Annotated in this window: 8 protein-coding genes; all 8 read right to left on the bottom strand. The window is 47.7% G+C overall.

Going from position 1 to position 12,449, the window contains the following annotated elements; translation table 11 throughout:
• Window positions 1–17 precede the first annotated feature (17 nt).
• Window positions 18–932 (bottom strand): ABC transporter permease, encoded by a 915-nt coding sequence (locus tag ACFQ03_RS05050; RefSeq protein WP_379286522.1) that lies wholly within the window; start codon window positions 930–932, stop codon window positions 18–20.
• 95 nt (window positions 933–1,027) lie between these two features.
• The gene (locus ACFQ03_RS05045) at window positions 1,028–2,509 is read right to left on the bottom strand and encodes a response regulator transcription factor (protein WP_379286520.1); all 1,482 of its coding nucleotides are present in this window, start codon (window positions 2,507–2,509) and stop codon (window positions 1,028–1,030) included.
• Entirely contained in the window at window positions 2,487–4,274 is a 1,788-nt protein-coding gene (locus ACFQ03_RS05040; protein ID WP_379286518.1) for a cache domain-containing sensor histidine kinase, read from the bottom strand. The genes ACFQ03_RS05045 and ACFQ03_RS05040 overlap by 23 nt, the downstream gene beginning before the upstream one ends.
• 167 nt (window positions 4,275–4,441) lie before the next feature.
• Window positions 4,442–5,449, bottom strand: a complete 1,008-nt coding sequence (locus tag ACFQ03_RS05035) for a hypothetical protein (RefSeq protein ID WP_379286516.1) — start codon at window positions 5,447–5,449, stop codon at window positions 4,442–4,444.
• A gap of 12 nt (window positions 5,450–5,461) precedes the next feature.
• Window positions 5,462–7,540 carry a hypothetical protein gene (locus ACFQ03_RS05030; RefSeq protein WP_379286514.1) on the bottom strand — a complete coding sequence of 693 codons (2,079 nt, stop codon included), beginning with the start codon at window positions 7,538–7,540 and terminating at the stop codon, window positions 5,462–5,464.
• A gap of 24 nt (window positions 7,541–7,564) precedes the next feature.
• On the bottom strand, window positions 7,565–10,525 hold the full coding sequence (locus tag ACFQ03_RS05025) for a right-handed parallel beta-helix repeat-containing protein (protein ID WP_379286512.1): 2,961 nt from the start codon (window positions 10,523–10,525) through the stop codon (window positions 7,565–7,567).
• A 219-nt stretch (window positions 10,526–10,744) separates the two neighbouring features.
• Complete coding sequence (locus ACFQ03_RS05020) at window positions 10,745–11,866, bottom strand: hypothetical protein (RefSeq protein ID WP_379286510.1); 1,122 nt, start codon at window positions 11,864–11,866, stop codon at window positions 10,745–10,747.
• Window positions 11,863–12,012, bottom strand: coding sequence for a hypothetical protein (locus ACFQ03_RS05015; protein WP_379286508.1), 150 nt, complete (start codon window positions 12,010–12,012; stop codon window positions 11,863–11,865). The genes ACFQ03_RS05020 and ACFQ03_RS05015 overlap by 4 nt, the downstream gene beginning before the upstream one ends.
• Window positions 12,013–12,449 lie beyond the last annotated feature (437 nt).

Raw genomic sequence — 12,449 nt, 5'->3', positions numbered from 1 at the left:
ACTAGCGAATTCCCTTCTTACCAAATGCCTTCCCCCCATTGCTTCGCAATCTTATTTGCTCCCAGAACAAGAATGAGCCCGATTACGGATTTGAATAAACCGACCGCCGATGCCAAGCTGTAATTCATTTGCTGGAGACCGGTACGGAACACCCAAGTATCGATAATATCTGCTACCGGATAAACTTGAATGTTATAAAAAATATAAATTTGATCGAAACCGGCGTCGAGCATATAGCCAAGTCTCATAATTAACAGCAGGACGATAACGTTACGTATTCCGGGGAGCGTAATGTGCCAGATCATTCGCAGTCTGCTCGCTCCGTCTACTCTGGCAGCCTCATAGAGAGTCGGATCGATTCCCGCCATCGCTGCCAAGTAAATAATCGCCCCCCATCCGGCATTCTGCCAAATATCCGAGCCGATCAGGATACTGCGAAACCAGTCCGTTGACTGAAGAAACGGAATCGCGTTCCAGCCCCACTCGACGATCCAGCGATTCAACAGCCCGCTGGATTGGGAAAGAAAGGCCAGCAAAATCCCATAGATAATGACCCACGACAGGAAATGAGGCATGTAGCTTATCGTCTGAATCAGATTTCTGAACCAGTTCGTCCGGCATTCGTTGAACAAAAGCGCCATCAATATGGGAGGCACCGTGCCAAACAACAGTCTGTAGAAACTGATCGTAATGGTGTTGATCAGCAGTTGGGAAAAATAGGGCGATTCATAAAATTGTTGAAAATACTTGTACCATGGATCCGCCCATGGACTGGACAGGATTCCTCTCAACATATCGTAATCTTTGAATGCTATGATCGCGCCATACATCGGAACATACTTGTAGACGACGTACCATACTAAACCAGGAATCAGCATGAAGTAAAACACTCGATGCTGCCATGCCTTTCTTGCAATGGCTCCCCCTTGCATTCATTCACCTCCCTCTGACGCTCTTTTACAAATTCATTGTATCAGCCTCCTCCTTCGCACATAATTCACAACGTTTTGAACTTGGTAGAACAATATTATGCATTTCGGCATTTCTCCGAATGCCTGTACATATTCGGGGTCATGTTCGTATATCGTTTAAATATTTTGATAAAGTAATTATCATGCAGGAACCCGACCCGTCTTCCCACTTCACTGACGGTCATATCCGTATGGTCCATGAAATGCTTGGCTTTCTCGATGCGAAGGCAATGCAAATAATCGATGAAATTGGCCCCTGTTTTTTTCTTGAACAAACTGCTCAGATAGTGCTCCTCCAGAGCAACAAATTGCGCAAGTGATTTCAGAGTGATATTGGTGTCGTAATGTTCATGTATATAATCCAGTACTTTGTTGATTTCATGATGATCGGTCATGGAAGGTTCCACCCTCCTGCCTCCTCCCATTCCATCCCTTAATCTTGCCAACAGTTTGGCGAGCAAGTCCTCGTGACTTGTACAAACGGAAAGATCGTCCGTATCCGCCTCCGAACGTTGCGCGATGCGGAACATCAATCGGCTGAACTGATTCGCCGCCTGTTTCACCACATGCATCGGAAATACTCCCCGTTCCATCCGCTCCCATATGTCTTTGATCAAGGCTTCACATTCCTCTATTCTGATTTGCTCGAAAGATCGGATCAACTTTCGCTCGATTTTCCAGGATACGAAATGACCGCTTTCTTCGGTTGTATCTCCCTGTTCGAAATAACGAAATCCTTGTTGCCCGCTATACCAAAATTCGTCCAGCTTCCGCAATGTGCTTTTCCACGCTTGCGGCAATTGCGAGCCGGGTACGGATGCACAGAGGACCATGGGGAAGGGCGCATCCCTGCCGCGAAGCGGATTCACTTTAAGCTCTTGCCGGCTCCAACAGAACATAGTGGTGTGACCGAGAGCGGAAAATTCGTGGATAACGGCATGTTTGTCTTCCTCCACCAGCCTCAATGCCTTAAAATCTTCAACCGAAAAAATACCGGTGCCATTCAGTACCGAACAGACCGAAACGAACGGCATCATTTCTCCCGCTCTATTCTCAATCGGTTTTCCCTTCTCGGGCTTAACATCCGTCACCTTCTCCCACATTTCCCGATAATATTGCCGATATTCGTAAAATAATCGAAGCGATGTTTCTCCCGCCATTCGCTTTAGCTGCTCATCCACTTTCGTTAATATATCCCGCAAGACCTCGGCATTCATGGACAGCTTCAACACATAATCAAAAGCCCCGTTATGCAGTGCCTGTCGTGCATACTCAAATTCATTCATGCAGGTCAGCATGACAAAGAGACAGGGCAGGCCTGCTTCCCTCGTCTTCTTCAAAAGGTCGATTCCATTCATGATCGGCATGACGATATCGCAAAGCACAAGATCCGGCTGATGTTCTTCTATAAACTCCAGTGCCCTTAATCCGTTGCTTGCCTCGCCGATCACCTCGAATCCGCTTGCATTCCAGTTTATATTTGACCTCAACGATCTTCTTACATGGACTTCGTCTTCAACAATTAGAATTCTCCACATGACTCAACCCTCCCAAGCTGTAAGGAATCGAAATCAGTAACGGAAACGAGAGCTTTACTTTCGTCCCCCGGGTAAGCGGAATGATCTTAATTTCCGCATCCTCTCTGAACAAAAGGCGGTATCTTTCCCGCAAGTTGGCAAGTCCGATGCCCCTTCGACTACGTTTGAACGCGACCTGTTTCGCATATTCCAGACCGATCCCGTTGTCCTCGACTTCAATATGCAGCTTCTTATTTTCCGTATAAGCACGAACAACGATGATCCCCCCCGACTCCATCTGGTAGAACCCATGATGGATCGCATTTTCCACAAGAGTTTGCAGACCGAGCTTGGGCACCAATGCATAATCTAGGGTGGAATCCACCTCGTATACGATGTCAAACAGATTATCGTAGCGATATTTTTGAATATACACATAAGAGCCTACCAAGTCGATTTCGTCTTTCAGATAGATCAGTTCGACCTCCGAATTCAAGCCGGATTCCAACAATTTACCCAGGGATACGCAGATCTCCGCGATGGTCTCATTTTTGTCATCCAAAGCAATCCATTTGATGGAATTCAGCGTGTTTAATAAAAAGTGGGGATTGATCTGGTTCAATAGCATCTGGGAATGAATCGCTTCCTTCTGCCGTTCTTCAATCTTCAATTGGGCCACTAAATGATTAATATCGTAAACCATTTGATTGAAGGCTTGGTGGAGCCCCAGAATCTCCCCTTTATATTGATCCTCGGGAAGATGCAGCTTCAGATTTTTGCGGACCATTTCCATCATTTTCACCTGCAGCTGCTGTAGAGGGCGAGTAATGGAAGCGGAAATAAGCAAGGTGATGACCGCGAAAATACCGAACATGATATATAACGTAACTAATACCTGATCCCGCATGGCCTTTAAATCTCCCAAAAACAAATCCAAAGGGAAAAGGTTGATAATATACCAATCAAGCGATGGAAGATATCGGATGTTAATGAGAGCATTCGTTGTTTTGTCAATGTAATAAGTGGGGAAGCCGCCTTCGCGCTGTTTGGAAATAAGCTGTTGAACGATGCCGTTTTGCAAGGGCAGCCCGTTTTTCGTCTGGGCGATGATCTGTCCGTCGGCATCCGAAATGAAGTACCTTTGACCTGTGGATATTTCCTTGGCGATGGACTTGAACCATTCTTTATAATCAAGCCGGATCCGCAACATGCCGATCGGTTCATTGTTCGCATCTTTAACTACCGAGAATAAGGTGAACAGGGGCGAACGATCCCATAATTCGTTTCTGTCTGTTTCCCTTAGCAGCAAGTGATAGGAAGTATCCTCATGCAGCAGGCGATTAAATCCCTTCTCCGGGATGACCTGATTGCCGTTTTCTGCCGATTTGGAGGAGCTGTAGTGGTTGCCGTAATTATCCGTTAGTGAATATTGCACATATGAGCTGTACTCATAGGTTTGCAGCGTGTTGAATCTTTCCTCCAGCATACTGATTCTCTCCACTCGCTCGTATTGCGAAGGTGTTTTCAAGATGGCCATGACGTTGTTATCATTCTCCAAGGTCAGCATGGACAGGATGATGTTGCTTTTCATCATTTCGAACGATTGCGCGATTTGTTCCAACTGGTTTTCATTTAGCTCGCTGATTCGATATTCAATCAAGCTTTCCAGCTTGTTGAACTGATAGATTTGAATGCCCCCAATAGGGATCAGTACGAACAGGATAAATGCATAAAAGAAACGATACTTCAACTTGGCAGGAGTTATCCGGTTTATAAAACGCTTCACAGCATGCATCACATCACCAATTTTCCTTCCTTTGTAATTATCGCTATTTTATTACTTTATCCCGACCGTTTCCATCATCCGCGCTGATAGAAAGTTGACAAAAGCCGCTCTCCGAATAGGAGGCGACTTTTGCCTGATATCAAGCGTATGTGCGCGATTCGATGAACCTATGAAGGCGGATTTCCGCGCAGAAGCAGGTTTCGGATATACTTTTGACGTTGATCGTCAACGTTGTAACGAAGCTCCATCCAATATGGAACATTCTGAAACAATTGATTGATCTGTTGGGCATTCAAACGATCCAGGTTGCGCATTTTAGCTTCATGCGCGTTTCCCTTGACCAGCAAGGGCAAGACACATTGGCGATAGAAAGCCGTCTCCGATGTCTCGGGGTTATTCAACCAGTATTCTGTCAGCGCCTCGGAAGTTGACCGGAACTTATTCCATGCCTTGGTGAGCATGTGCTTCTGGATGGCCATACGCTGATCTGTTGTCGGCTGTTGGAAATGAAGCAGATTGAACTGTCCCGTTTGATGTACTTTCCCGCCCCAAGTTTGGCCATCTACGGACGACCAGCGGATCAAGTTGAACTGCCAGTTGCCTCCATCTATCGGAATTGCGTCATATACAACCTCCCAGGGCACGATAACGACCGTTCCCCAGCCGCCGGGGATTGGCTGCGAATTTATTTGTACACTGCCCTTCAGCGGTCGGTTATGCCGGAATTCGCTCTGCCACTCATAATATTCTATCGGGGATCCGGATGTCGGTATGATGATCTGATGATAAGGAAGATCTCCTTCGCCGGTAGCGATAAAGATTTCCAGCGAATTTTCTACCGGCTGGCCGTTCTCATCGATTTCCGGCTCCTTGGACTGGACGAACATATACAAGCCATCCTCGCGGTATACCATGTAAAAGGCCGTCTCATGCTCGCCGCCCGGCGGAATCGGAGCAAGATTAGTATAGTTTTCAAACCGTGTATCTTTGTATTGCGGATTGTTGAAGTAGGAGCTTTGCATCCAACGGTCCGGAGTCGATAAATCTTCCGTCGCATAGGTGACTTCGTAAACTTTTTTGCCGTCGGAGCTCGCATACCCCGTGTTTATCCATATCGACCCGCATAATACAAGCACCCACAGAATCGCTATCCATCGATTGGTCGCTTTGATCATCGTTTTCTCCTCCTACTGCCCATTTTGCAGGTCGAGCATGTGTAGAATATGGCGAATCATCTCAAGCCTTAGCAAATCCTGATTCGTCGAGCGTTCATCGACGGATTCGAGCCAGTTCAACGCATGATTGGCAGCCGTAATGCGCTCTGGAACGCCGGAGGACAGCGCGTCAGCCGCAACCTGCTTAAGCTTAGTTGCATAACGGATATCGTCGATTCCCTCACGGTAACCTTCCCATGCAATGGTGTCGATCACATTCGTTTTGGTCGGATAAACCAGGTTGAAGGCGCGGAATTCGGAGGATGCGTTGTCATTCCAGATATTCGTGGGGTTTTCGGAATAGATGTAATTGTAGGTGGCATCATAGTTGGCTTTGTACGGCCACATCCCGTGCCGCTGCCGCATCAAGTCCGGATTCTCGGGGCCGGTGTGCGGGTAAGCATAGTTTGTAATGAGCCGATCACCGCCCAGAGCATGCCACTGATCCGCTTTCTCGCGCGTCGGTTCCCCGACCCAGTTCAAGAAATTTTCCGGAATGCCCAGAGCTAAATGTGACGCATGACCTGTGGCATAAATCTTACCTCCCTTGTCCTGAATATACTTCCACATCTCTTGCTGGAATTGAAGCATGCCCCAACCTGCTTCATCCCAACCATCCAGGTAAAGGTTCGTATGACCGGCCGCACCGGAAGCAATGGCCAAAGCTTCGTCAACTTCGAGCTTGTGATTGTCAATGCCGTTGCGCCATGCATTATAGAAGGTGTCCATCTTCTGTTTGTTTTCATCTGTCGGGTTCGCTTCATAAGCTGCTTTGGCATTCAAATAGTTGTTGTACTGTACATAGATACTGTACGGAGGAAACGCTTGCTTGACGCCGAATAGCGGATTCAATTCGAGTCCGGCCTGCCGCATCAGCTCCAGCTGCCGGAGGAAGGTATTCTTGTCTGCGGCCGAATAATATGGCCCGGGGAGATTAATAACATTGTGATCGACCAGATTGCGATATTCGTTCAGAAGTCTCGTTTCAGCCAGTTCGCTGTTCCCGTTGGTCGCTTTCAGTGTTTCCTTCAATCTGCTGTGGTGGTAAAGCATGACGTAAAAGTCCTTGTTCAAATCGTAGTACGTCTTCGGTTTGGGAAGCTCGAACGGCAGCACGCGAATGATGAGCGTGATGCTGCCGGCCGGAGCCCCGTCTGCGGCAATATCTATCGAGCCCCTGTAAATTCCCGCAGGCGTCTCGAGCGGCACCTTCGTTGTCACCCACATCTGCTTTGATTCTCCGCGCTTAAGCGTAACAGGCAGCAGCGTCGGGCTATCCTCAACCGGTTCCGAGTAGAAGTCAAATTTCGCAGCCGGGACTCTGGAAATGTCCACATATTCCGATCCGGACGGGTAGTCCACCCGTAACAAATTCCTTTTCCCAACCCGGTCTACTTGAACCAGATTTTCATCATGCAGCAGAAGCTCGGGCACCAGCACGCTCTTGGATGGGTCGCTGAAATAGCTGTACCATCCCGTTCCGCCCTGATACCAGGTTTTGACCACCCGCAAATCAACTGCACTGGAGGGGATCGAACCTCCCTTGCCATGCAAATCGGTTATGGTGAAAGTGAGTGAGCTTACGTCGCTCAAAGGGGCGAGAACGAAGGAGGCGGCCTCAAATTCGCCTTGCGCCGAAATGACCGAAACCCGATCACTGACGACGCCGTCTTCCGGAATATCATCGGGCAGCCTCTGCAGCGGACTTAGCGCCGGAACTTCATACACGATAAACGGAGAGTCAGCCCATACATCTTCATTCTCGATATCCGCAGCCAGCTTCAACGCGTAGTTCAATGCCTTCCGGGTGACCTGGACATCTTCCGGTAATATCTCGGAGGAGCCTAGCAGGGAAGTCGCTCGATCACTCACACTTTCAAGAAACTGTTTCAGAAGGGGCCGGGGCGTTAATCCCATCCTCAAATCGATCTGAGCGACCTGTTCGGTCAGCTCTTCTCTGTATTCAAGACTTGATGCGGATGCCTTGACCGGTAACGCGACCATAAGTAAGCTGGACAACATAATGGTTCCTAGAAGCACATGCCTAAACATCGATATATCACTCCTTCCTAATGGTTATTGAATGGAGCCGAAAGGCCTGAAGACAGCCAACGCTCCGATATATAGCCATGAGTACCCATCCGGATACGATTTCTCGGTCGCCGCAGTTCCTGCCGGTTGATTCGAACTGCCAGATTGGCCTGCAGCCGTGCATTTGTAGACGTTGCCCGCAGCATTGACCAAGGTGTTGATTGTATACTGACTGCCGGATGTCCATTCCGTATCATTTGCAATTCCCGTCGTTGTACAAACCCATCCGATATATCCGCCCGGGGCAGGAGCGGCATGATATAGGATTTGCCCTACGGTATATGCCCCGGAGGTCGGGATTCCGGCCATCCGATCGCCCGTTCCGACCGAAGCCGCGTTGATATCTGTGGAAATATCGCCAAGTAATTTCAATAGCTGAGCAGTGAATGTGCTATCCTGCTGAACAGTCATCTGATGAACGAGGTTCTCACCGATATATGCTGTTAATTTCGGCACCTTTGCAGTGTATACATTATTTCTAAACGCGCCGAACAGCTCGATTTTGTTGCCGCTATAACTTGATTCAAGATAATTATCGGTTATTTTTAGAAGCTTTTCGGCATATATCGTGAACGGTCTGTTGAGCTGCGCCGGATGCTGCATAGACACCTTATTTCCTTCAATGAGCACGTTCTCGAAATTGGTTAGGTAAATTCCTTCGTTATTCGCACCAAAGACTCGTTTTTCTTTATTCAGAACGATCCGGTTATTTTTGATCCGGGCGGTTTTGGTAAATGAGTTCGGAAGTCCAGATAGCTTCATGTCAAAATTATGAAGGATACAGTTCTGTACAAGCGCGTCATTAACCTTCCAGAATCCTGCTGATGCCCATCCGTCCTTGTCGCCATACAAACCGCACCCGACAATAGATAGTCGGTTCAAGGACAGTTCTCCAAGTTTGGCAGAAGAGTTAATGAACCGAAAGTCGCAATCCCGAAAGATCAAGGCGTTCTTCCCGATCAAATCCCAGCCTTGGGAATTATCACTGAACAACCTGGAAGAGGTGTTTAATGTAAATTTACAATTTTTAAACTCGGCGAGTCCCCTGCGATTCAACCAACCTCTTGCAGCTTCCTTTTTGTTATAATTGAATTTGCAATGGCTGAAGGTAACTGTGTCGTAGGGAGCATCATATGCGAACGCCTGCCATATACTACCTGTTATTTCTGTCGTATAGCCTCCGGGGATTGTTGCCCATGCCGGCTCGATCATGGCGCCTGCAAAAGACCACGTATAGCCGTCTGCGTATGTATGATCGCCATTTGCATGAGTCGGCGCATTCGCAGCCTTGCCGCTCCCTGCCTGAGTACACCGATAGACCTTCCCCGCATGAGTAACTTGTTTTCCGACCGTATATGAGGTGCCGGAGGACCACGGAAGGGCGCCCGGAGTAATAAGGACGTGATACAACGGATTGTTTAACCAAGCGGCATTCTTGACGGAAGGAAGTACGGCAGTGCCGACACTGCCGGCATAATTCGTTCCTGCGGAAAAATCCGGATGCGCTTTCATCATCAGGAGGAAGGAAACGTCCTCAAACATGCATCCTTCGTAAACGGACTCATAGTTAATGGACATCGTTGCGTTTAAGAAAGTGTCCTGTTTGAAGTATACGGAACCGCTCGCTCCTTGTCCCGTACCAACTACGCAATTGTATTGATTATATTGGGATACTATATTCGTGCCCCTGGAACCTTGGAAAACAACACCGCCGCTTAAGCCATTCGTCACGGAGTCGAACTTGTTGTTTTCAATCAGAATATTTCTTCCATGCACAATACTTATATGAAGACTTTCATTGTCCCGGAATATATTGTTTCGGATGATGATATGCTGGTTGATATTCGTTCCGTCCTCGATATCAATCCCCATAGGAAACGGATATAGTCGTCTGCCCGCCACTGGAGTCGAATGGCCCATCCGGTAAAATTCACAGTTTTCGATGACTACTTGCTGCGCACCCGTTATGGCTGCTCCAAGAGAAAAAGAATCGTGGATATTGCAGTTGAGCAAACGAATGCCGCGTGAATATTGGAAAGCGTTGATCGTAATATAAATCGTGCTGGGAATGATTTGAGACAGATCATAAGGTAATGAAAGTTTAAACTGAGTTGTACCTTCCGGCAGCACATCCAGATGAATATCGTCGAAGCCGCGCTTTAAGATTCTGCCTTTATACACCATATCATCATCATAACAGTAAAGTTCAAAGATGGTCTTGCTCAGATTGACCGGTTTGCCATCGTATCGCGTACCGTACGCTCCGTATCCATTTCCCCAAATACAGAAATATCCTCCATTCGTCGAAGTGTTTGGTCTTCCGCCTGATGAAGTGGCCAATGAAGCTAACGTAATCATTTCTTTCATTCTCATGTAGTCTGCATTTGCAACGTCGGTACCGGTGACCGGATCAAATGTGCCCGCTTCCCAATCCGGGGAAGTCGTTACAACCAGTTGACTATACGTCCCTGACAGACTTACGCAATATCCGGGGAAATTCATGACTTCTACGCCATTTAACGTAATATTTCGCGATCCGCGCTCTACGATGATTCCGATACAACCTTCGTGAATGGAGTTTGCCAATGTGGCATAATCATGGGCAAGATGATCGCCGACTATTTTTCCACCGAGGATCGTAACGTTTCTTTTTTCCACAATACTTATAGCAGCATAGTAATCCCAGCCATTGGCCTCTTTCTGAATGACACAACCGTACAAATCCAGAGTAGTATCGTTTTGCAGCAGGATACACGCGTTTTCACTGTAATCCTTGGAAGCCGATCCCTTCGATACGGTGTATACGCCTTCCGGCAGCTTTACATAGGAATACCCGTTCTGATATGCCCATTGCAGAGCGTTATTGATTCCTTGTGTCGTTTCAAGCGGATTCGTTCCATCATTACTGATCCCCCATTCGTTAACGTCAATGAGATAGTAACTCATTACTCTGGCCTCTCTTTCCAAATGGTTGGATAGCGATCCTGTCCACGAAGCGGCATCTCATTTATGATATCGCTTTCAATCCATTACTTATGATGTGATGCACTGGAATCCATCCCCCCCCCCTCCTATGTCCTATTTTTCAATTTAATTGTATCATTCCGTGCATACGTATTTTATTAACATTGTTTTGATCGATATAGAACAAAATTATGAACTTCTTCACATCGTCAGGATGAATTGCTCGAGAGCATATGCAAAATCTTGTCCGAATCTTCGGCTGTTATCCGGGGTAGCGGCGGTCTGGCCGCTTCCGAAGTAAGGAAATTCAAAGCTGCAGGCCAAGGAGGCCCCCGTTCCTTCGAAAAAGTTAGCGCATGTTGTGCTGCCCGGCAGATTCCAGTCTTCTCCCATGCTTATGTTATGGGCGGATGAATGCCTGATGGCGTCCTTGTCGCGGCGTTCGCCGCTTGCCTGTTCCAATAATCCGCTGAGCGCTTCGATTCGCTCCTTGACCGGCGAGTCTCGCTTGACAAAGAAAGGGACGTCGTTCCGATCTCCCCACTTATACGGACTATGACAATCGATAGTTACGGCAGTCTTTAGTCCTTCCGCGTAGTTCATTAATGCTCCGGTTGAACGGTAAATGGGCTCCACTATATAATCTCGATTGTGATCATGGGGAATCCTTGCTTTGCCTTGGTCGCCGTTCTCGACTCCATCTATGTCCATGAACGGAATATAATGAAGCAGAAATCGTTCCAACACCGGAGATGAATCAGACGCAAGAAGGGAATCGAATAAACCTTCCAGCATATAGGAAGGAGCCGATTCGCATGCATGATGCCTTGCCGTGAAGAAAATATGCCGATCCGCATTGCGGTTGCCCAGCGTTAATATTGGAATCGGCCGCAGCTGTTCAGAATGCGTCAGCACTCCCCGATTCACTTCCTTGCGGCCGGCAATGCGGGCATAGTAACGTTCGAAATGGTACAGCTGATAAGGGATGCAAAAGCAAAAATACGCTTTCTCACCTCCATGCCGAAAGGTGTAAGTAAAGGCTTCCCTCGATAAGAGAGACTCTTCGCCCAGCCATCGCCAATTAACTCCGTCTAAGCTAACGGCAGGACCCCAGGGCCCGACCACCTCCCCGTTCACAAATTGAAATCTTATCGTCTTCCCGCTCGAAGCGATAGCAGAAAAATTCCAATAAAACCACCAGTTTGAAGAATCCCTTAAATCCTGCTCCAGCAACACAAGATCATCTTCAATAGACAGAACACGAATATTGCCTCCGGAATGACGGCAGTCAATCGAGACGGATGCGGTTGAGAGCGGTATCATAGATGCACCCCGATGGCCGGGTTGATGCCGATAGGATGGATGTCGCATCCGAACAGAATGGCTCCCCGCTCCAAAAACATCGCCGGCGCCGAACGCCCTGTCGACCCCAGACAGACGGTTAATACATTATCTTGCAGCATATTCAATGCTATCATCCTTTCTGCACCCGAGCATGGATGCTAACAGCATTCTAGCTCCGCATGCAGGCCCAGTCAATGCAGATGATCGTTTCTGCGGCCCCTTCGGCAAATTCCATAAATTCGATAACTAATGATGTAACATATTTTTGTACTAAGCCCCCACGCTGGATCGATCCGTCCAAATCGTGAAGCAAGGGAACTTACGAGCATTTGCCGAAGCTGGGGGGCCTGTATGCCAAACTGTATCAATCGCAATTTGCCGAATCGCTCCTTTAATACGTTTCCAAAAGACAAAGACCTGCTAATGTGCAGGTCTTTGGAACCGATTTGCTTCTTTTCTACGTCCCTTTGGACTACTATCCCCTTCACTCAGTTTCATCTGGCGGTTCAATCCTCTTTCTATGTTCTTTTGACTGGTATCCCTTATACTCAGTTCCTCCCGG

This window comes from Paenibacillus residui (genome assembly GCF_042677205.1).
Lineage (GTDB): Bacteria > Bacillota > Bacilli > Paenibacillales > NBRC-103111 > Paenibacillus_L > Paenibacillus_L residui.
Note: the sequence above shows the minus strand (reverse complement) of the source record. Positions and strands in the feature narration are given on the sequence as shown.

Coding starts and splice junctions, on each gene's coding strand:
- ACFQ03_RS05025 (WP_379286512.1), bottom strand. CDS start 10,525: ATGAGTTACTATCTCATTGACGTTAACGAATGGGGGATCAGTAATGAT.
- ACFQ03_RS05035 (WP_379286516.1), bottom strand. CDS start 5,449: ATGATCAAAGCGACCAATCGATGGATAGCGATTCTGTGGGTGCTTGTA.
- ACFQ03_RS05020 (WP_379286510.1), bottom strand. CDS start 11,866: ATGATACCGCTCTCAACCGCATCCGTCTCGATTGACTGCCGTCATTCC.
- ACFQ03_RS05045 (WP_379286520.1), bottom strand. CDS start 2,509: ATGTGGAGAATTCTAATTGTTGAAGACGAAGTCCATGTAAGAAGATCG.
- ACFQ03_RS05050 (WP_379286522.1), bottom strand. CDS start 932: ATGCAAGGGGGAGCCATTGCAAGAAAGGCATGGCAGCATCGAGTGTTT.
- ACFQ03_RS05030 (WP_379286514.1), bottom strand. CDS start 7,540: ATGTTTAGGCATGTGCTTCTAGGAACCATTATGTTGTCCAGCTTACTT.